This is a genomic window from Acidimicrobiales bacterium (assembly GCA_035546775.1).
Classification (GTDB): Bacteria; Actinomycetota; Acidimicrobiia; order Acidimicrobiales; family JACCXE01; genus JACCXE01.
In genome coordinates this window covers 76,018-97,154 of sequence record DASZWD010000044.1, presented here as the reverse complement: position 1 = coordinate 97,154, position 21,137 = coordinate 76,018, and the positions used below count along the sequence as shown (strand labels likewise).

At 67.9% G+C, this 21,137-nt stretch carries 19 protein-coding genes and 1 tRNA gene; 7 read left to right on the top strand and 13 right to left on the bottom strand.

Going from position 1 to position 21,137, the window contains the following annotated elements; translation table 11 throughout:
- Positions 1–45 precede the first annotated feature (45 nt).
- Positions 46–864, top strand: coding sequence for a hypothetical protein (locus tag VHC63_11020; GenBank protein HVV37124.1), 819 nt, complete (start codon positions 46–48; stop codon positions 862–864).
- Between the two features lie 3 nt (positions 865–867).
- The gene (locus VHC63_11015; protein HVV37123.1) at positions 868–1,293 is read left to right on the top strand and encodes a response regulator; all 426 of its coding nucleotides are present in this window, start codon (positions 868–870) and stop codon (positions 1,291–1,293) included.
- Between the two features lie 15 nt (positions 1,294–1,308).
- On the opposite strand, the gene VHC63_11010 is transcribed toward VHC63_11015, so the two are convergent.
- Complete coding sequence (locus VHC63_11010; GenBank protein HVV37122.1) at positions 1,309–2,526, bottom strand: acyl-CoA dehydrogenase family protein; 1,218 nt, start codon at positions 2,524–2,526, stop codon at positions 1,309–1,311.
- 83 nt (positions 2,527–2,609) lie between these two features.
- Between VHC63_11010 and VHC63_11005 the strand changes: the two genes are divergently transcribed.
- Together VHC63_11005 and VHC63_11000 are read left to right on the top strand one after the other, a co-directional pair.
- Positions 2,610–3,203 carry a hypothetical protein gene (locus tag VHC63_11005; GenBank protein HVV37121.1) on the top strand — a complete coding sequence of 198 codons (594 nt, stop codon included), beginning with the start codon at positions 2,610–2,612 and terminating at the stop codon, positions 3,201–3,203.
- Between the two features lie 71 nt (positions 3,204–3,274).
- Positions 3,275–3,736 (top strand): hypothetical protein, encoded by a 462-nt coding sequence (locus VHC63_11000; protein HVV37120.1) that lies wholly within the window; start codon positions 3,275–3,277, stop codon positions 3,734–3,736.
- Between the two features lie 54 nt (positions 3,737–3,790).
- Here the strand turns inward: VHC63_11000 and VHC63_10995 are convergent, their stop codons facing one another.
- A complete protein-coding gene (locus VHC63_10995) occupies positions 3,791–4,000 on the bottom strand; it encodes a cold-shock protein (protein HVV37119.1) in 210 nt (69 codons plus the stop codon).
- 100 nt (positions 4,001–4,100) lie between these two features.
- Positions 4,101–5,453, bottom strand: coding sequence for a cysteine--tRNA ligase (cysS, locus tag VHC63_10990; protein ID HVV37118.1), 1,353 nt, complete (start codon positions 5,451–5,453; stop codon positions 4,101–4,103).
- A 21-nt stretch (positions 5,454–5,474) separates the two neighbouring features.
- Between cysS and valS the strand changes: the two genes are divergently transcribed.
- Positions 5,475–7,985, top strand: a complete 2,511-nt coding sequence (gene valS, locus VHC63_10985; GenBank protein HVV37117.1) for a valine--tRNA ligase — start codon at positions 5,475–5,477, stop codon at positions 7,983–7,985.
- On the opposite strand, the gene VHC63_10980 is transcribed toward valS, so the two are convergent.
- Positions 7,975–8,868, bottom strand: a complete 894-nt coding sequence (locus VHC63_10980; protein HVV37116.1) for a L,D-transpeptidase — start codon at positions 8,866–8,868, stop codon at positions 7,975–7,977. The genes valS and VHC63_10980 overlap by 11 nt on opposite strands.
- Before the next feature lie 61 nt (positions 8,869–8,929).
- On the opposite strand from VHC63_10980, the gene VHC63_10975 reads away from it, so the two are divergent.
- Positions 8,930–10,060, top strand: coding sequence for a hypothetical protein (locus VHC63_10975; GenBank protein ID HVV37115.1), 1,131 nt, complete (start codon positions 8,930–8,932; stop codon positions 10,058–10,060).
- 23 nt (positions 10,061–10,083) lie between these two features.
- On the opposite strand, the gene VHC63_10970 is transcribed toward VHC63_10975, so the two are convergent.
- Entirely contained in the window at positions 10,084–14,067 is a 3,984-nt protein-coding gene (locus VHC63_10970; protein ID HVV37114.1) for an ATP-binding cassette domain-containing protein, read from the bottom strand.
- 146 nt (positions 14,068–14,213) lie between these two features.
- Here VHC63_10970 and VHC63_10965 point away from each other — a divergent pair, with 146 nt between their 5' ends.
- Positions 14,214–16,028 (top strand): hypothetical protein, encoded by a 1,815-nt coding sequence (locus VHC63_10965; GenBank protein HVV37113.1) that lies wholly within the window; start codon positions 14,214–14,216, stop codon positions 16,026–16,028.
- Between the two features lie 175 nt (positions 16,029–16,203).
- On the opposite strand, the gene VHC63_10960 is transcribed toward VHC63_10965, so the two are convergent.
- The 8 genes from VHC63_10960 to plsY all read right to left on the bottom strand — a co-directional run bounded on the left by VHC63_10960 (position 16,204) and on the right by plsY (position 21,083).
- A complete protein-coding gene (locus VHC63_10960) occupies positions 16,204–16,722 on the bottom strand; it encodes a hypothetical protein (protein ID HVV37112.1) in 519 nt (172 codons plus the stop codon).
- Positions 16,723–17,646: an SPFH domain-containing protein gene (locus VHC63_10955; protein HVV37111.1), complete on the bottom strand. Its 924-nt coding sequence runs from the start codon at positions 17,644–17,646 to the stop codon at positions 16,723–16,725.
- Between the two features lie 23 nt (positions 17,647–17,669).
- On the bottom strand, positions 17,670–18,137 hold the full coding sequence (locus tag VHC63_10950) for an NfeD family protein (protein ID HVV37110.1): 468 nt from the start codon (positions 18,135–18,137) through the stop codon (positions 17,670–17,672).
- Positions 18,138–18,219: 82 nt separating this feature from the next.
- Positions 18,220–18,293 (bottom strand) — tRNA-Ala (locus VHC63_10945).
- A 48-nt stretch (positions 18,294–18,341) separates the two neighbouring features.
- A complete protein-coding gene (locus VHC63_10940; protein ID HVV37109.1) occupies positions 18,342–18,836 on the bottom strand; it encodes a hypothetical protein in 495 nt (164 codons plus the stop codon).
- Between the two features lie 235 nt (positions 18,837–19,071).
- Complete coding sequence (moaC, locus tag VHC63_10935) at positions 19,072–19,578, bottom strand: cyclic pyranopterin monophosphate synthase MoaC (protein ID HVV37108.1); 507 nt, start codon at positions 19,576–19,578, stop codon at positions 19,072–19,074.
- A 27-nt stretch (positions 19,579–19,605) separates the two neighbouring features.
- Positions 19,606–20,499, bottom strand: coding sequence for a UTP--glucose-1-phosphate uridylyltransferase GalU (gene galU, locus VHC63_10930; protein ID HVV37107.1), 894 nt, complete (start codon positions 20,497–20,499; stop codon positions 19,606–19,608).
- The gene (plsY, locus tag VHC63_10925; protein ID HVV37106.1) at positions 20,496–21,083 is read right to left on the bottom strand and encodes a glycerol-3-phosphate 1-O-acyltransferase PlsY; all 588 of its coding nucleotides are present in this window, start codon (positions 21,081–21,083) and stop codon (positions 20,496–20,498) included. The genes galU and plsY overlap by 4 nt, the downstream gene beginning before the upstream one ends.
- Between the last annotated feature and the right edge of the window lie 54 nt (positions 21,084–21,137).

Genomic DNA, 21,137 nt, shown 5'->3' with positions numbered 1-21,137 from the left:
TGATTTGTCTCCCAACGGGGACCGGTCAGCCGATGAAACAAGGTGATGTCGTTGCGCGCCTGGCTACCCGAAGGGCGGGGATTGCCCTACGAGACCTGGCAGTTGCGCCATCGCGCCATCACCAACATCCTCTGGCTCCACGTGCCGGGCGTGATGCTCTTCGGACTGGCCCGCGGCTACTCGGTCCAGCACGTCGCGCTCGACGCCTTCGTCCTCGTCCCCTACGCCATCGCGGCGCGCTGGACGCGGCTGTCGCAGCAGTGGCGCACCATGGCGGCGACGCTCGGCCTTCTGGCGTCGTCGGCCGTCCTCGTGCACCTCGCGGGTGGCTCGACGGAGATGCACTTCCACTTCTTCGTCATGATCGGCGTCGTCACGCTGTACCAGGACTGGCGACCGTTCCTCGTCGGCATCGTGTTCGTCGCCGTGCACCACGGCGTAGTCGGCACGCTCGACCCGAAGGGCGCCTTCAACCACACCGCCGCGTGGAACTCGCCGTGGAAGTGGGCCGGCATCCACGCGCTGTTCATCCTCGGGGCGAGCGCGGCCTACATCACCGGTTGGCGCTACACCGAGCTCGAACGCACGCGCGCCGAGGACTACGGCACCCGGCTCACCCAGACCGCACTGCTCCAGCGTGAGGCGCTCGAGATCAACGACAACATCGTGCAGGGTCTCGTCGCCATCGAGGCGGCGATGGACTTCCACGACGAACAACTCGCCCGCGACGCGCTCGATTCGACCCTCCAGTCGGCGCGCGCCATTGTGACCAACCTGCTCGAACACGCGAAGACCGACGATGAATTCACCGCCGGCGACCTGCGGCGCGACCAGCCCAGCTTCCAGATCCCGTCGCGGTCCTGACGCATGTTCTCCCTGCGGCTGCGCGTCCTGGTCGTCGACGACACCCCGATCGTGCGCGCCGTGGTGCGACGCACGCTCGAAGCCGACGGACGCTTCGACGTCGTCGCCGAGGCACCCAACGGGCGCGACGCGATCGGGCACGCCGCGCGCTGCGACCCCGACCTCGTCCTGCTCGACCTGGCCATGCCGGTCATGGACGGTCTCGAAGCGCTGCCGCGCATCCTGGAGGTCGCGCCGCGCTCGCAGGTGATCGTGCTCTCGGCCTTCAGCGCCGACCAGATGGCCGCGCAGGCGCTGCGGGCCGGGGCGTGCGCTTACCTGGAGAAGACGCACCTCGCCAAGGAACTGATCCCGGGGATCGTCTCAAGCATGGAAGAGCGCGTGATCGAGGTGGGGGGAACCAGCGATCACGCGCCGTTCCATGCTTGAAACGGGCGCCGGCGATTACTCGATGCGCAGACCCGAGATTGCCCGGCTGATCACCAGCTGCTGAATCTGCTCGGCGCCTTCGAAGATGTCGAAGATCTTCGCGTCACGGTGCCAGCGCTCGACCGGGTACTCACGGGTATAGCCATACCCACCGAGGATCTGGATCGCGCGTTCGGTGGCCCACACCGCGACACGGCCGGCCTTGAGCTTGCTCATCGACCCCTCGGCGTTCTTGTAGCCACCGTTGCGTGCCAGCCAGGCGGCTCGGTGCACGAGAAGCCGGGCGGCGTCGATCTCGGTGGCCATGTCGGCGAGGATGAACGCGATCCCCTGGTTCTGGATGATCGGCTTGCCGAAGGCGACGCGCTCCTTGGCGTACTGGAGCGAGTACTCGTAGGCGGCGCGGGCGATGCCGATCGCCATCGCGCCCACCGACGGGCGGGTCGCCTCGAAGGTCGCCATCGCCGGCTGCACCGCGCCGGTGTGCTGCTTCTCCTTGGCGCGGGCGATCTTCTCGTCGAGCTTCGCCTTACCGCCGAGCAAGCAGCGGCCCGGCACGCGTACGTCGTCGAGCACGACCTCGGCGGTATGCGACGCCCGGATGCCGTGCTTCTTGTACTTCTGGCCCTGCGACAGGCCTTTGGTGCCTTCCGGGATCACGAAGCTCGCCTGCCCGCGTGAACCGAGGCCGGGCTCGACGGCGGCGACGACCACGTGGGTCGCCGCGATGCCGCCGTTGGTGATCCACGCCTTGGTGCCGTTGAGGACCCATTCGTCGGACGCCTCGTCGTAGACGGCGCGCGTCTTGAGCGACGACACGTCGGACCCGGCGTCGGGCTCACTCACGCAGTAGGCGCCGAGCTTGATCGCGTCGGGTGTGCCGAAACACTGCGGCACCCACTCGATCGTCTGCTCCGGCGTGCCGCTCGACGAGATGCCGGCGGCGGCGAGCCCCGAGCCGAAGATCGACAGCCCGATGCCGGCGTCGCCCCAGAAGAGCTCTTCAAGCGTCAGTGGCAACGTGAGGCCGGTGGCGTCGCCCAGCATGGCGTTGGCAAAGAAGTCGAAGGAGTAGAGGCCGATCTTGGCCGCCTCCTCGATGATGGGCCAGGGCGTCTCTTCCCGCTCGTCCCACTCGTGGCCGGCCGGGCGCACGACGTTTTCGGCGAAGTCGTGCACCCATTTCTGGATCTGAAGCTGGTCCTCGCTCAGCGCGAGAGAAAAGTCGGGCATTTCGTACCTCACTCGTTGTTACTCAACGGTAACATGTGGTCGCCGATGTTTGCGCCCCCGGCGCGACCGGTACCCTGCCCACTGTGGTTGCTGTCGCCCACTTCCCCGCTTCGCTGGACAAAGGCCCCCTCGAACGGCTCCGCCGACCCTTGGCGGCTGTCGCCGCGACGCTGCTCGTCATCGACTTGATGGGCCTCGGCATGCACTTTGCCGACTCGGCGCAAAACCCCTACGCCAACGAGACGCCGACGCGCGCCAAGACGTCCATCGGCGGTCCCGAAGCGGTTGTGCCGGGCGCGTCGCTAGCCGTCGGCCCTTCGGCCGACGACGCCACCACGGCGCAGCCCACGGGCTGCCTGCGCCTCGACTCGGGTTGCTACGCCGGCCCGCCCGCACCGAGCGCGTCACCCACACCGAACGGCAACGCGACGACGCCGGCACCGTCGGGCGGGAGCACCGGCACGCCGGCGCCCGCACCGACTCCCGCGGCCACGCCCGTCGTCCAGGCCGGCGTTGGCGTTCCCGCGCTGGGCACGCAAGTTTCCCTCGGGGTTGGCGACAACAGCTGCACGGGCCTGACAGTGCTCGCCGCGCTGGCCATCGGCGACTGCCCCGCCCCGAGCGGTAGCGGTCCGATCACGCTGAATCTCGGCGGCTCCCTCCTCGGCGGCAAGTAACTCCCTTTGGACGCGTCCTGCGGGACGTTGTGCCCTATTGGACGAATTGGGGGCTCCCGTACCGTGCCTGCATGGCGGAGTTCTCCCACGGGGTGCGCCCCGAACGGGCGGTGCTCACCGCCGCGGCGGCGCTGGTCGTAGCAGGCCTCGCCGCGCTGGGCGTTGTCGGCAACGGCACGCGGCCCCAGGCGGCACCGGTGGCTGCCCGCGGCGTCGGCGGCGATACGGCGCCGTCGCGGTTCACGCTGCCGACCACCGCCGTCGTGTCGCGGGTTCTCGGTCGGGCGCTCGCTCCCGCCACGTCGACGACGGGACAGGCCCCCGTTTCGTCGGAGCCGGCGTCCCTCGAGTCGACGACGACGTCCACAACCGCGCCCGAGCCGCCGCCGAGTGTCCCGGCACATCAAGTCGACCTGCAGGTTCCGGGGACGGCGGTGCACGTGACTCTCGGCACCGGCCCGGGCACATGCAACGACCTGGGCATCACTCTGCTCAAGCCGGATCAGTGCCAGGGAGCGCGTCGCAAGTCCTGACGCGCGAGAGCGGCCGCCCCGAAGGACGGCCGCTCTCGTGAGATCGGAACTTGTTTACGCGGGACGGACGTTCGCCGCCTGCAGCCCCTTGTCGCCCTGCTGGACGTCGAACTCCACGGCCTGACCTTCGGTCAGGCTGCGGTAGCCGTCCATCTGAATCGCGCTGAAGTGCACGAAGACGTCGGGCGAGCCATCGGACTGGGTAATAAACCCGTAGCCCTTCTCACTGTTGAACCATTTGACGGTGCCGGTGGGCACGGGCATTCCCCTTTGCTGCGGTGATATGTAGCGAGGCGACATCAAAGGCGTCCCGCGGCGCAAACCGTAGCGTGCCGGTGCCCATTTGGGTATTGGCGATGGTTACTTACCGGTGAACAGTTGTTCCCTCGGGGCCATCCTCGACCACCCACCCGAGCGCCTCGAGTTCCCCGCGCAGCCGGTCGGCCTCGGGCCAGTTCTTCTCGGACCGGGCGACGTTGCGCGCCGCGACGAGCGCGGCCGTCGGCTCGTCCACGTCGTCGACCGCCGTCTTGAGCGGCAGGCCGAGCGCGTCGGTGATGACGAAGACGGCCGCCGCGGCGCGGTACGCGGCGCCTTCGTCGCCGGCGTCGCCCGCCGTGTTGGCCTCGCGCACCAGTTCGAACACCCGTGCCATGACCGCGGGCGTGTCCATGTCGTCGTCCATGCGCTCGACAAACGCGGCGATCTCGGCAGGATCGGGGGTGGCCGCCTTGGCATCGGCGAAGCGACGCCCGAACGCGTCGAGCCGCTCGAGAGCGGCGGCCGCGTCACGAATCGTCTCCGCGGTGACCTCCGTGGGCGAGCGGTAGTGCGCGCGCAGCACGAGCAAGCGATACGTGCGGCCGTCGCCGGTTTGCTCGAGCAGGTCGGTGAGCGACGTGAAGTTGTTGAGCGACTTGCTCATCTTCACGCCCTCGACCTCGACCCAGCCGTTGTGCACCCAGTAACGAGCGAAGGGGCGGCCGAGGGCGACCGACTGGGCGCGTTCGTTCTCGTGGTGCGGGAAGGCGAGGTCGCGCCCACCACCGTGAATGTCGAAGCCCTCGCCGAGGAGGTCGAGGCTCATCACCACGCATTCGGTGTGCCAGCCCGGGCGGCCTGCGCCCCAGGGCGACTCCCAACTCGGTTCCCCAGGCTTGGCCAGCTTCCAGAGGGCGAAGTCGATCGGCGAGTCCTTGGCGTCGTTCTCGATCCGCGCCCCACTGCGCAGCGAGTCGAGCGGCTGGCCGGCGAGGAGTCCGTAGCCCGGCACCTGCTCGGCGCGCAGGTACACGCCGTCACCCTCGATGACGTACGCGAGTCCCTTGTCGAAGAGGTCCTTGATCAGTTGGATCATGTCGTCGACATACGCCGTTGCGTGCGGGTCGTGCGTGGGGCGCATGACACCGAGGCCGTCCATCGCCTCCCACCACTTCGCCTCGTAGGTGTCGACGATCTGCTGCCACGGCACGCCGTCGCGATTGGCGCGGTTGATGATGTTGTCGTCGATGTCGGTCACGTTCGAGACGTAGGTGACGTCGTAGCCGCGGAAGAGCAGGTAACGGCGCAGGATGTCGAACACCAGCGAGAAGCGGCCGTGGCCGAGGTGGGGGACGTCGTAGACCGTCGGCCCACAGACGTACATCGACACCCGGTTCGGGTCGCGTGGTTCGAACGCGACGACCTCGCCTTTTGCAGTGTCGTGTAAGCGGAGCACGCAGGTACGGTACTGCCCGACATGAGTACTTCCGTCCCCGATAAACCGGCCCTCGAGGGCCTCGAAGACAAGTGGCGCGCACGCTGGGAAGCCGACGGCACCTACACGTTCGACCGCACGAAGACTCGTGAGCAGATCTATTCGGTAGACACGCCACCGCCGACGGTGAGCGGCCACCTCCACCCCGGCTCCATGTGGAGCTACACCCACACCGACTTCATGGTGCGCTACAAGCGCATGACGGGGTGGGAGGTCTTCTACCCGATGGGGTGGGACGACAACGGCCTCAATATCGAGCGGCGCACCCAGATCAACTACGGCGTCATCTGCGACCCGTCGCTGCCCTACGTCGAGAACTTCGAGCCGCCGGCGAAGCCGCCGAAAGATCCGATCCCGGTGTCGCGGCCGAACTTCGTCGAGTTGTGCACCCGCCTCGTCGAGGACTTCGAGGTCGAGTTCGAACGGCTGTGGCGCACGATCGGCCTGTCGGTCGACTGGAACTACCTGTACCGCACCATCGCTCCCGACGTCACGCAGACGTCCCAGCGAGCCTTCCTCGAACTCGTCGCCCGCGGCGACGCGTTCCGCGTCGAAGCGCCCACGCTGTGGGACGTCGACTTCCAAACGTCGCTGGCGCAGGCCGACCTCGTCGACCAGGAACGCCCCGGGGCCTACCACAAGATCATGTTCAGCGACATCGCCATCGAGACGACGCGACCGGAACTGATCCCGGCGTGCGTGGCGCTGGTGGCGCACCCCGACGACGAGCGGTACAAGGCGCGTTTTGGCACCACGGTACGCAGCCCGCTGTTCAACGTCGAGGTACCGGTGCTGGCCCACGAACTCGCCGAGCCCGACAAGGGATCGGGCATCGCGATGATCTGCACGTTCGGCGACCAGACCGACGTCACGTGGTGGCGCGAACTCAACCTGCCGGTGCGATCGATCATGGGCCGCAACGGCCGCCTGCTGCCGATCGAGTGGGACGACCCCGAGGTCCAGGCGCGCTACGACGAACTGGCGGGCAAGAACGCCAAGCAGGCGCAGAAGCGCATCGTGGAGATGCTGCGCGAGTCGGGCGACCTCGTCGGCGAGCCGCGTGAGATCACGCACGCGGTGAAGTTCTGGGAGAACGGCAAGAGCCCGCTCGAGATCATCACGACGCGCCAGTGGTTCATCAAGTTCCCCCCAAAGGAGACGTTGCTGGCGCGGGCCAACGAGCTCGAGTTCCACCCCGAGTTCATGCGCGTCCGGCTCCAGAACTGGATCGAGGGCCTCCAGGGCGACTGGAACATCACGCGCCAGCGGTTCTTCGGGGTGCCGTTCCCCGTCTGGTATCCGATCGGCGCCGACGGCGAGGTCGACTGGCACTCCCCGATCACGGCCACGCCCGACATGCTGCCGGTGGACCCGTCGACGGTCGCGGCTCCGGGCTACACGGAGGATCAGCGCAACCAGCCGGGCGGTTTCGTCGGCGACCCCGACGTCATGGATACGTGGGCAACGTCGTCACTGAGTCCCGAGTTCGTGTCGGGCTGGGGCCGCGACGACGACTTGTTCGGCCGCGTGTTCCCCATGGACCTCCGTCCCCAGGGCCAGGACATCATCCGGACGTGGCTCTTCTACACGCTCGTGCGCGGCGAGATGCACTTCGGCACTCTGCCGTTCCGCCACGCCAACATCTCGGGCTTCGTCACCGACCCCGACCGCAAGAAGCTGTCGAAGTCGGCCGCCAACGCCGACGACAGCCCGTTCGGGCTCATCGAGAAGCACGGCGCCGACGCCGTGCGCTACTGGGCGTCGGGCGCCAAGCCCGGTCGCGACGCCACCATCGACCCGAACGAGTTCAAGATCGGGCGGCGCCTCGCCATGAAGGTGTTGAACGCGTCGCGCTTCGCCCTCAGCTTTGGCGACGTCGACAACGACGCACCGATCACCGAAGCGGTCGACCGCGCCTTGCTCGCCGCCCTGCGCACCACCGTCGTGGAAGCCACCAAGGGGTTCGAGGACTACGACTACGTGAGTGGGCGCGACGCCACCGAAACGTTCTTCTGGTCGTTCTGCGACGACTACCTCGAGCTCGTGAAGGCGCGCGCCTACGGCCAGGAAGACGGCATCAGCGCCGAGGCCGTCGCCAGCGCACGGCGCACCCTGCGCATCGCCCTCGACGTGCAGCTGCGCTTGTTCGCGCCGGTGCTCGCTTACGTGACCGAGGAAGTGTGGTCGTGGTTCCGCGAGGGATCGATCCACCGCGCGCCGTGGCCCACGGTCGCCGAGCTCGCCGGCCTCGCCGGCGACGACGATGCCACGCTGCGCGCCGCCGCCGCGGTGTTGGGCAACGTGCGGCGCGCCAAGACCGAAGCCAAGGTCGGCATGCGAGCCGCGGTCGCCCGCGTCGACGTGGCCGACGCGGAAGACGTCGTCGAGCGGCTGCGCACCGTCGCCGACGACCTCGCCCGCGCCGGTTCGATCGCCGGCCTCAACTTCAGCGTCGGCGAGCCGCTGATCGCGGTCGAACTCGCTAGCGAATGAACACCGGCGTGCCGAGCGGCAGCATGCCCGCCAGGCGGGTGATGGCGTCATTCGGTAACCGAACACAGCCGTGGCTGGCGTCGCGGCCAACGGAGGCCGGTTCGTTGGTGCCGTGCATCCCGACGGCGCCGTCGCCCGACCCGAACGACTGGTACACGTTCGAATAGGCGGAGAGCGTGAAGGCGTAGGGGCCGTAGTCGCCGCGGGGGTTGTACGGCTGGAGCAACTCGACGGCGAAGAACTGACCGGACGGCGTCGGCGTCGCCGGCTTGCCGACCGCCGCCGGCTCGTCCATGACGAGCGCGTCACCGTCGAAGACGTGAAGCCGGTGCGCGGCGCGGTCGATCTCGACCCGGTAGTGCACCGCGGAGATGGTCACGTCGCTGCGCCGCACCCAACCCAGGCTGTCGTTGGGCCGCAGCGGGAGGAGCACCTGGAGCCAGTCGCCACCGTCGGCTACGACCAGAACGACGCGGGGCGCGCCTGACTTCAGCGGATTCGTCAACGAGACGGCGGGTGCGGCGTTGGGCGCCACCGACACGGCCAGCGCGCGGCCGATCGCCTGGGCGACGATGTAGTTGCCGTTGGTGAGTTGCCCGTCGTAGTGCGCCCACGGCGAGCCGGACGGCCGAGGCGCGGCGGCGACGGGCGCACGATTGACGCGCGCGGCCCCGACCCGCGTGCCCGTGGCCGCGCCGGTCGGCGGCGGGGGCGGGGGGGTCGTCGTCGTCGTCGGTACGGCGAGACTCGTGGGCGCGGCGTGGTCAACGGCCGGACCGATCGACGCGACCTGCCGCTGTCCGTCGGTGCTCGCGACGCAACCGGCGAGCACTGCGGTCATGATCAACGCGACGGCGACGAGGCGCCCGAACTTCCCCTGCACAGCACCGCCGATCCTACGCGGTCGCCACGGCAATCGCGTCGGGGTTCAGTAGCTTGCCGCGATGCAATTTCCTTGGAGGCGGGGGGCCAAGATCGCGCGCGTCGCCACGGCGACGGCGCTGTGCACCGGGGCGCTGAACGCCTGCGCGTCGGGCTCGTCAGGTTCGAACAGCCACGCGCCGATCGAGTCCGTAACTGCCGCGTTGCGCCGCGTCGCGCCCCCGGTCAGCACGGCGGCGGTGCCCGAGGTCGCCGAGCCGGCGCAGTATCGCATCGACTACGACGTGTACTTCGCCGACCACACAAAGGGCGACGTCGCCGGCCACGGCAAGCAGCAGCGACGCCTCCTCGACGCCACGCGCACGTACCGGCGCGTCGTGCGGCCCTTCGAGGAATCCGGCAGCGTGCAGGCGACCCTCGGGTTCGCCCGCGGCTCCGGCGGTGCCGTGTCCCGCGTGACACCGATGCGCCCGCTGGGCGACGACCCCCGACCCCGCGTCTACCCGCCGCCCGATCCGCCCGTCGGCTACCGGCGCGTTGCGGGCCGAACCTGCGCGTCCTACGTCGTGGGCGACGGCGAGTACTGCATCGACGGCGCCGGTCTCGTGCTCGTGAGCCGAACGCCCCTGTCGCTCGACGTGGCCGTGAAAGTGACGACCGGCGACGACGCCGAGACACCCGCTCAGATCGCTGCCCCATTGGCGAAGGGCTTCACCGAACCCCAGCGCGGCAGCCTGCGTCCGATCGACCCGGACAGCGCCCCGGCGGGCGCCACCGACTACGCCCTCGACGCGCCGCCCGAGGGATTCACCCTGGTCGGTCGCTACGCCGTCGTGCCGCTCACGGGCGAGGTGCTCAACCAGACGCGCAAGATCGTCGCCGGCATCGCCGACGTCTACGTCCGCGGCGTCGACGCGATCGTCGTCGAGCGCGGCGGCAAGCTCGACAAGAGCGGCGTCGGCGACGAGAGTCTCGGTGCACTGCAAGCCAAGCACGACGTCGACCTGGGCGGGCTCGGTACCGGCCAGGCCGGCATCGCCGGTGTCGGCCCCTTCGGGTACCGGGAGGTGCGCGCCACGCCCTCGCAGGGTCGCTACGTCGTGGTCGCCGGCACGGTGCCGGAACACGAACTCGTCACGATCGCCCAGTCGCTCCAGGCGCGACCCGGTTCGCAGCTCAACTACCTCGACTAGGCGCCAACCGGTACGACGACGAGCTAGACGCCGGACTTGACCCGCGCCGGCGCCTTCTTCGCCGGGCGCTTGCCGTTGCCGTTCGCCTTGCCGTTTACCTTGCCGTTGCCGTTCGGCGTCCGCTTGGTGGGAGCAACCTTCTTGGTGGCGGCGCGCTTGCGCGCCGGTGTCTTGCGCGGTGCCGCCGTCGGCGCACCGCCACCGCCGGAGCGTTCGATGACCTCGAGCGTGCCGCCGAGGTAGCCCTCCACGACGCGCGGGTCGTGGATGACCGAGTCCGGGTCGCCTTCGGCCACCACCTCGCCGAGTTCGAGGGCCACGAGACGATCCGACACGGAACGAATCAGCGGCATGTCGTGCTCGATGACGATCAGGCCGGCGTTGGTCTGGTCGCGGATATCGAGCAGCAGCGGTGCGAGGGCTTCGGCCTCCCGTTGCGCGATGCCGCTGCTGGGTTCGTCGAGCAACAGCACCTTCGGCTCATGCGCCAGCGAGCACGCCAGGTCGACCACGCGGCGCGTACCGGTCGACAGCTCGCCGACGAACTTGTCGGCGAAGGCGCCGAGGTGCATGAGGTCGATCAGCTCGTCAACGCGGGCACGCACGGCGCGCTCGGCGATACGCACCGCGGGAGACATGACGAACGACGCCAGCGGGTCGCGGACTTCGAGGTGGCGCTCGAGGGCGACGGCGATCGTCTGGCGCACCGTCATCGACGGGAACAAGCGGGCGTCCTGGAACGAACGGCCGAGGCCGAGCTCGGCGCGCATGTCGGGCGTCCACGCCGTGACGTCTTCCCCGAGCAGCAGGACCTTGCCCTCGGTGGGCGTGACGAAGCCCGACATCAGGTCGAACAGCGTCGTCTTGCCCGACCCGTTCGGGCCGATGATGCCGACGACCTCGGCTTCGCGCACACCGACCGTGACCTCGTTGACGGCGCGCACGCCGCCGAACGAGATGCCGATCTCGTTGACCGACAGCACCTCGTGGTGCTCGCGACCGCACGACTTGCACGCCGCTTCGAAGCGCTTGCGCGCCTTGGCCGGCACCACACCGGCGGCGTCGTCGCGGCCGGCGTCTGCACCTTGGAGGAACACGGCGCGCAGGATGTCGGGGCGCTCGAGCAGGTCGCGGGTCGGGCCGTCGAAGCGCACCTCGCCCTTCTCCATGAAGATGGCGCGCTCCGCCAGCGTGATAGCGACGTTGACCGACTGCTCGACGAGCACGACCGTGGTGCCGGCCGCGTGGATCTCGCGCACGATGCCGAGCAACCGCTCGACGATGAGCGGCGCCAGACCAAGGCTCAGTTCGTCGATCATCAGCAGCTTCGGCTTGCAGATCAACGCCTGGCTGAGCGTGACCATTTGCTGCTCGCCCCCCGACAGGTTGCCCGCCTTCTGGTCCCACCGCTCGCGCAGCACCGGGAAGAAGTCGAGGCAGCGGTCGAACACGGCGTTGACGTAGTCGCGGTCCTTCTCGAACTGCCACGCGGCGAGCTTGAAGTTCTCTTCGACGGTCAACGTCGGGAACACGCCCTTGCCGCCGGGCATGAAGACGACGCCGGCCGCCAGCGTCTCTTGCGGCGTCTTGCCGACGATTTCCTCGCCGTCGAGCAGCATCGACCCAGCGCTCGGCTCGAGCAGTCCCGAGATCACCGACAGCAGCGTCGACTTGCCCGCGCCGTTGGTGCCGAGCAGGGCGACCATCTCGCCGCGCTCGACGTGCATGTCGACGCCGAACAGCACCTGCGTCTTGCCGTAGCCGGCGTTGAGGCCGCGGATCGTGAGCAACGGGTCCTGCGGCGGCGACAGGTGCTCGATCGGCTGCGTCGGCAGGTTCTCGGCGTCGGCCTCCTCGTCGAGGATGTTCGCTTCTTCGTCCTCGACGCGCACGTCGGCGAGCAGGCTCGGCACGACGATGTTGCGTCGCCGGGCGCTGACGCGCAGGAGGTTGTCGCGCAGCGAGTAGAGCAGCGACCCCAAACCGCCGGGGATGAACATCAGGATCACCAGCACGCCGACGCCGCTGGCGAGCAGGCGGCTGAGCGGCTCGTGGGTGAAGCTCGAGTAGTTGACGAAGGTGAGGTACACAGCGCCGAGTAGTGCCCCCGGGATCGAGCCGAGGCCGCCGATCACCGCCATCGAGAACACGAGGATGCTGCTGTCGGGCGTCAGGATCGTCGTCGACATGGCGTGCTGGTGGAACACGTACAGACCGCCGGCGACCGCCGCCAGAAATCCTGAGAGGGCGAACGCCGTGAGCTTCGCCCGCACCGGATTCACGGCGTAGGACTGCGCGGCGCGCTGGTTGTCGCGTGTGGCGACGAGGATGCGTCCCGTGCGGCTCTTGCGCATCGCTTGCACGGACCCGAGGGCGAGCAGGAAGAAGACCAGGATGACGAAGTAGAAGGTGCGCTCGTTCTCGAGGTCGATGCGATTGAACAGGATCGGGCGCACGATGCGCTTGTTCGGGTCGGGCACGAGCCAGGTGAAGAAGTCGTTGTTCAACAGGAAGGTGCCCGTTGCCAGCGCGAACGCCAGCGTCGACACCGCAAGGAACAGGCCTCGGATGCGCAAGGCCGGCAAGCCGACGAGGACCGCCATGACGGCGCCGGTCAATCCGGCACCGAGGATGCACATGAAGAAGTTCCAGTGGCCGAGCGCCAGCGACCCACCGACCGACGCGCCGAAGGCCATGAAGGCCACCATGCCGAGCGATATCTGTCCCGCCCAGCCCGTCAAAATGACGAGCGACAGCGTGACGATCGCCATCATCAGGCCGACGCCCATCAAGTTGACGCGGCCCGGCGCCATGTTCCACGGGATGACGACGAGCACGACGAACATCACGACGTAGACGAGGACGCGGCCGACCCACACCTCGGGCAGGCGCGCCAGTTCGCTCGGGACGGGACGGACTTCCTTGGTCGCGGCCCACGAGGAGGTGCCGGTGTCGTCGGCACGTGACTCCTGACCGCGGCGCTGGAACAGCAGCGCACCGATGATCACCGCCAGCAGGATCCCGTCGACCTTGATCGTGCTCGTCGTGCGGTAAAGCACGCTTTGCTCGACCATGCCGAGGGCAAGGGCGGCGCCGAACGCTTTCGGCAGGCTCTCCATGCGGGCGATCACGGCCGCGGCCAGGGCGCGCATGAGGATCGACGTGCCCTCGAGGCCGCCGATGTTGACGCCCTGGATCGGCATGCGCAGCAGGACGCCGAGTGCGGAGAGGCCCGCCGACATCGTCCACACCAGCGTGCCGATGCGCTTGACGGGGATGCCGAGTAGCGCGGCGCGGTCAGCCGACTCAGCCGATGCCCGCACAGCGACGCCGGCGCGCGTGACCTTGAAAAAGGCTCCGAGCCCAACGGCGACGAGGGGCACCACGATGATGATCAGCAGGTGGGCGCCGGTGAAGATGGCCTTGTCCCAGTGGAACTTGAACGTAAAGGGCACCGGGGGCTGCGGGACGATGTCGAACTTGAACATGTCCTTGTGGCCGAAGACGCCGGCAAAGAAGTTCAACAGCTTCGGCATGCCGAGTTGGAGCGATCCGAACAACTCCATGATGCCGATGGTCGCCACGGTCAGCAGGAGGCGCGGCGCCTTGGCGAAGCGCCGGATGAACACGAGCTCGGTGAGTGCACCGAGCCCGATGGCGAGGGCGAAGCCGACGGCGACCGCCGGGAAGTACGACCAGTGCGGGCCGGCGATCAGCGAGGCCGCCATGATCGCCGCCACGCCACCGATCTGGCTCTGGGCGAAGTTGATGATGCGGTTGGCGCGGTAGATGAGCACCAAGCCCATGGCCACGAGCGCGGAGAGCGACCCCACGACCATGCCGAGGAAGAGAATCGGGACCGGCGCGGGAAACGCGAAGTGGAGCGCCACGAAGGCGACCAGCCAGAACGCGATGGCGCGTTGGTACTTCATCCAGCCGTCGACGATCCGCGTGCCCGCGTCGCGCGCGATTCCGTTCACCCAGCCACCGCTTTGCTCTGCGGCCACGACAACTTCCCCCCTTGCACGGTGTGCCTTAGACAGGCACCCGCCTGACCAGCACGCACGGCACGACTCGGCGTACCATGCGCCGCAGCATAAGCCGCAAGGCTACGCAATTGTCGGCTGGGAACACAGGGGGGACCTGAGTACATATGACTCTTCGTCAGGCTGTCGATCGGTACGGCGCGGCCGTGGTGATCGTCGTGGCGTTGGCGCTGCTGGTTTTCGTCACACCGCCAAAACACAGTTCCTCGGACGCGTTGAACACCAACTCCAACTCGTTCACCAACAGCGGTGACGCGTCCGCCTCCGGCGCCTTGGGCACGACCGACTCGACGTTGCCCGACGGCAGCGTCGTGAGCGGCGCCGACGCCACCAACACCGGTTCCACGGCGCCGAACGCCGGAACAACCACCAACGCACCGATCAAGGGTGCGGGCGTCACGTTCGGCACCGGCCCGCACTGCCGCGCGGACGGCCGCCAGATCGCCATCGAGCGCGTCGCCCCGCCGTGCGCCAACTGGACGTCGGCGCCGAACAACGGCGGCGCCACGTCGCCCGGCGTCACCAACAACCAGATCCTGATCGTGCGCTACCTGCCCCAGGTCGACCCCGCCACCGAGGCCATCCTGCAGAACGCCAAGCTCGCGGACCCGCCGGCCACAGTGACGAACGCCTACAAGGCGATGTTCACGTACTTCAACCAGCACTACGAGACCTACGGCCGCCAGGTCGTGTTCCAGGACTTCAACGCCACGGGGCCGTCGGACAACGAAGAGCAGGCACGCGCTGACGCCGTCACCATTGCCACCAAGATCAAGCCGTTCGCGGTATGGGACGGCACCGATCCGAAGGCGTTCGCCGTGGAGATCGCGTCGCGCCACATCATCTGCATCTGCACGGTGACGCTCTCGTCGCAGTTCTACCAATCGCTGCCGCCCTACATCTTCGGCGCGCTACCGACGTCGACGGAGTACTCACAGCACCTCGGCGAGTACATCGGCAAGAAGCTGTGGAACCGCCCAGCGAAGTTCGTCGGCCAGGGATTCCTGCCGAACCAGACGTCCAAGCGCAAGTTCGGGCTGATCTACATCAACGGCAACAAGGGCGTCGTCGACCCCGAGGGTGAACGCGCCAAAGACTCGCTCGTCTCGGAGATGGGCAAGTACGGCGCCAAGTTCGGCGACGGCGACATCTTCTCCTACACGTACGACCCTGGGCGCAACCAGTCCGACTTCGCCAACATGATGATCAAGTTCCACAGCGACGGCGTCACAACGCTCGTCATGTTCGTGGACCCGCTGTCGCCCATCCTCATCACGAGCGCGGCGACGAACCAGGGGTACTACCCCGAGTGGCTGATCACCGGCTCGGGTCTGTCGGACACCACCGCCGCGGGGCGCTTGTACGACCAGACGCAGTGGGTCCACGCCTTCGGCATCTCGCCGCTGTGGGTGACGTGGGCCACGGTGGCCAACTCCTACGGCTACCGGGAAGCGCACCACGGCGACCCGAGCATGAAGCCGGGTGACGAGGGCGTGCTCATCAACATCTACGCCGCGGTGCCGCGCATCCTGTTCACCGGCATCCAGATGGCCGGCCCCAACCTGACGCCCGACAACTTCGCCAACGGCGAGTTCGCCTTCCCGCACAGCGGCGGCACGCCCGCCACGCCGTTGCAGTACTTCACCCGTCAATACCCGACGGCCATCAAGGACTTCATGGAGATCTACTACGACGGCAGCAAGTCGGGGCCCGACGAACGCGGCATCAACGGCAAGGGCATGATCATGAAGATGCACGGCGGCAAGCGCTACACACAGGGCCAGTGGGACACCGCCGAGACGCAGGCGTTCAACGACCCGACGGCCGTCTCGGTCTCCGACGATCCGTCGATGGGCGGCGATCCACCCCACGAGCAGGACGGGCACCACCACACCGGCAAGTGCCTTTCGTGCACCGGCTAAAGCCGGCGCACGATCCCATCGCCAACGCCGTGTGAGCCTCGACTGCCAGTAGTGGTTTGAAGACGCCAGGTCGTTCCGACCTAATGCCGAAGGATCCGGCTTTGCCGGTCCGGAGGCTCCGAGACGTGCGCGAGGTTCAGCTCGGCCCGCAACCTTTGGTTGCGGGCCGATTGCTCTATAAGGGCTTGAAGACCATCAGCAGGACGAGGGCGACGAAGATCAGGGTGACGACGCCGCCGTTGCGGGCCGCCGCCTTGGCCCGCTGTTCGAGTTCGACCGCCTGCGGGGGCGGGCCAGCGGCACCGCCGGGGGGCGGACCCATCGTGGCGAGCTCGTTGCTCAGCTTGTTCATGGCCTTGAGGTTCGGCACGTGCACGAAGCCGGCGAAGAGGATGCCGATGATCACGATCGGGATCGCGGCCTGCACGAAGCGGTCCGACCAGTCGTAGGGACCAACGGCCACCAGAATCAGTCCGAAAATCGCGGCGCCGTAGATCACCGGTGTGGTGACGCGCTCGGCGGCGAAGATCGTGGCGTCGCTGATCGCCGCACCTTCCTTCCCGCGGAACTTCGACGCCTGGTTGCCGAGCAACGGATACACGAACGTCGAGCCGAAGCCGACGATGACGCACAACAGGTGGCCGACCACCAGCAGGTGGTAGACGGTTTCGTCGCCTCGCAGAGCAGCGAGCATCTATGCCTCCTCCGCCGCGGGAGCGCCGGCGAGTACGGACCGGATCGCCTGCGCCGCTCCCATGAGCGCAGCCGACTCGTAGGGCACCAACGTGTTGGTGCCGGTGTCCGCGAACTTCCCCAGCGTTTCGAGTTGCAGGATGGCCACGACCGTCGGGTCGGGATTGGCGTCGGCGATGGCGCTGTACACGCTCTTGATCGCCTTGGCCTTACCTTCGGCTTCGAGGATCGCCGCCTGGCGATTGCCCTCGGCGCGCAGGATGGCCGACTCCCGCTCACCTTCGGCGGCGCGGATGGCGGCCTTGGCGTCGCCGTCGGCGCGGTTGATCGCGGACTGCTGCAAGCCTTCGGACTCCAAGATGCGCGCCCGCTTCTCCTGATCCGCCTGCTTCTGCAGGGCCAGCGCCTGAAGGATCTGGGGCGGCGGCGCGATCTCGACGATCTCGATGCGGCTGATGCGAATGCCCCACTTGTCGGTGACGGCTTCCATCTGCTGCTGCACATCGGTGTTGATGCGCTCGCGTTCGGACAGCGCCTGGTCGAGCGACAGCGTGCCGATGACCGAACGCAGCGCCGTGCGGGCCAGGGCGTCGATGGCGACGTCGAAGTCGGCCACGCTGAACAGCGCCTGCTTGGCGTCGACGATCTGCGTGAAGATGGTGGCGTTCACCGTCACCACCACGTTGTCCTTGGTGATCACTTCCTGCCGGTCACCGGGACGCGGGATCTCGCGCATGTCCACGCGCTGGAGCGACTCGACGAACGGCGTGATGAGCACGAGCCCCGGCTCGTGAATGCGCCGGTACTCACCGAGGCGCTTCACGACCGCAACCTGTCCCTGCTGCACGATGTTCACCGCCTGCCACAACGTGATCAGCATGAGGATGACGACGATCACGAACACGATGCCGGCGGCCGAAGCCACAGCGTCGGTTACTCCGAGTTGGATCACTGCAATGTCCCTTCCGTTAGGCCCTCGACGGCCCAGACCACAAGGGTGGTGCCGGCGACGGCGGTGATGGTGACCGGGGTGTGGGCCGGGATCGTCTCGCCCGAGCCGGAAACGGCCAGCCAGCGTTCTCCGGCGAGGAGTGCGTGGCCGGCGTGGTGCTCGTCGCCGACGTCGTCGAGCGTGAGGCAGTTCTGGCCCACGATGCCGCCGTGCACGCCCTTGGCGACGTGGGAGTTGAGGTGGCGGCGATCGGTGATGCGGCTCATGAACGGCCGCACGCCAAGCACGCCGACGGCGGAGACGGCCACGGCCGCCGCGCACTGCAACCCGAGGGCGCCGGGCACGAGCACCGCGATCACTGCGGCGGCGAAGGCGCCAATGGCGCCGAACATTGCGTAGAACGCCCAGTGGTGGAGTTCAAAGGCAACGAGGATCACGCCCAGCACGAGCCACACGACCGCCATTGCCGCTCACGGTACTCCTGACGCGCAACTGGCTCTGTCAGTCACCGCAAGACGGTCACTGACAGAGCCAGTTCGGGAAATGTGGAGGTGATGGGACTTGAACCCACGACTTCAGCATTGCGAACGCTGCGCTCTACCGGGCTGAGCTACACCCCCGTTTGGGATCGCTCAGCGTAGACGAACGTCGAGCGAATTCGAGAACGCTTAGTGGGCGCCCGCGGTGGCGTAGGTGTCGCCCCAGGCGCTGACCTCGTCGTAGAACGACGACGACGCCGCCTCGCGCAGGTCGAGCACGCGCTCCTGGCGCGGCAGGTACCGCAGCTTGGTGCTGCGCTCGCTCGCCGCGTTGCGCAGGTGCACCAGCGTGGCGACGTAGGCGGCGAGCAGCAGATCGCAGACCACGTTGACGAGCAGCATCTTGGAGCCGAACACGAACGACATCAGGAGCGTGCCGACGCATAGACCCGTGAGGGTGAACAGCACGTTGCGCCGGCGCTCCAGGGTGCGCTGGCGGCGCATCTCCGCGCCGCTGCGGATCGAATTGCGGTACGTCATCGGCGCGGTGATGACGGGTGACCCGACCTGGGCCGTGAGCGCGCGGCTGTACCCGTGCGGTTCGGTGCCGTTGAGCACCCGCAGGTGCCGGTGGAACTGCTTGATGCTGTCCGCGGGACGACCTTCAGCCCGACTCCGCCACATCGGGGGTACGAGAACAGCCGCCCAAATAACGGCGAGGACAAGCAATACCAAAACGGTCAAGCTCCTCAACCTCTTCCAGTGCTAAGGACCGTACAACGCCCATCGCGCACAGTCGGGGATGGTCATGCACAGTCGTGCGAACTCGAACTACCTGTCGGAACGAAGCCGACAGTCTTACCCGGTGGACCTCCCCGGGTCCACCCGTTGCTAACAAAAGTTAGCAGTCGCGGATCGGTTAGTCCAACCCGCCGAGGTCGAGCTCGGGCAACGGACGCCGCCAGCTGCCGCTGCGGCCGCCGGTTTTCTCCCACAAAGCGACGTCGCCGATCATCATCCCGCGGTCCGACGACTTGCACATGTCGTAGATCGTGAGCGCCGCAATCGTCGCCGCGTGCATCGCTTCCATCTCGACGCCCGTGCGGTCGACGGTCTCGACCTGCGCCTCGACCTCGACGTTGTCGTCGCCGATGTTGAAGTTGATCTGCACCGCGCCCACGAGCAGCGGGTGGCATAGCGGGATCATCTCGGCCGTGCGCTTGGCCGCCTGGATGCCGGCGATGCGCGCCGCGGCCAATACGTCGCCCTTGGTAACGGCGTTGCTGGCGATCATCGCGGTCGTGTCGGCGGCCATGAACACCTTGCAGCGCGCCAAGGCGCGGCGGTGCGTGGCGTCTTTGGGAGTGACGTCGACCATTCGGGCCCGCCCCAGGGGATCCAAATGTGAGAAGCCGCGCTCTGCCATAAGACTCGGCAGTCTACGACGCGAGCGTTATTCGCCGCGCCTGGCCCGCTCGCGATCGACGATCTCGTAGAGGACGGAGCGGAAATCGTCGGCGAGGTCGGGGCGCTCGAGGGCGATCTCCACGGTGGCCCGGAGGTAGTCGAGCTTGTTGCCAACGTCGAAGCGGCCTGTCTCGAAGGCGTAGGCGTAGACCGGCTGCTTCTCGATCAGCAGCGCGATGGCGTCGGTCAGCTGGATTTCGCCGCCGCGTCCCGGCGTCGTGCGCTCCAGGGCGTCGAAGATCTCCGGAGTGAAGACGTAGCGGCCCATGACGCACAGGTCCGAGGGCGCTTCGCCCGGCGCCGGCTTCTCGATGATCGAGGTGATGGTGATGCCGCCGTCGGCGTCGACCGGCTCGATGCACCCGTAGAGCGACACCTCGTGCGGCTCGACCTTCTTCACCGCCACCACCGACGCATCGGTCTCGGCATACAGCGCCAGCATGTTCTGGAGATGGCCCGACGCCGGGTCCATCATGTCGTCCTCGAGCAGCACGGCGAAGGGCTCGTTGCCCACGTGGCTGCGGGCCACGCTCACGGCGTGGCCCAGACCGCGCGGCTGGCCCTGGCGGATGTAATGGATGTCGGCCATCTCGGCCAGTGCCCGCATCTGCTCGAGTTCGGCGAACTTGCCGCTCGCCTCGAGGGCGTGTTCGAGCTCGAAGCTGCGGTCGAAGTGGTCGACGATGGCGGTCTTGCCGCGCCCGATAACGATCACGATGTCGTCGATTCCGGCGGCGACGGCCTCTTCTACGACGTATTGAACGGCGGGCTTGTCGACCACGGGCAGCATCGACTTGGGCACCGCCTTGGTCGCCGGGAGGAACCGTGTACCAAGGCCGGCCGCCGGAATGACGGCCTTGCGCACGCGCGGGGAAGTCATGCCGGCGATCGTAACGAGGCTTCCTCACCGCGCATGAGTCGCCTGATGTTGCCGTGGTGGCGGGCGAGGACGAGCACACACAGCGCGGCGAGCAACCACACCTCGCGCGCCGGGCGACCTAAGCCCCACACCACGAGGGGCGCGGCGACGAGCACCGCCAGCGAGCCCAGCGACGCCTTGTTGAGGACGCGGGCGATGAGGAACCAGATCACGGTCAGCACGATGGCGAGCGGCGGGTACACGACGATGCCGACCCCGCCAGCGGTGGCGACGCCCTTGCCGCCCCTCCCCCAGCGCTGCACCGGGAAGCAGTGCCCGACGACGGCCGCGATGCCGACGACGAGACCCATCGCCGGCCCGCCGAGGTAGCGGCCGAGCCCAGCAGCGATGCCGCCCTTGATGGCGTCGCCGATCAGGACGACCGCTCCCGCCTTCCAGCCCGCCACCCGGTACACGTTCGACGCGCCCGGGTTGTGCGACCCTTCGTCGAGCACGTCGTGGCCCTCCCGCTTGGCCACGAGCACGCCGGTCGGGAAGGTTCCCAGGGCGTACGCGAAGACGACGGCGAGGACGTTGGCGACCACGAGGCCATCCTAGGAAGTGCATTCGGGGGCGACAGCAACCGTCCGGTAAAATTG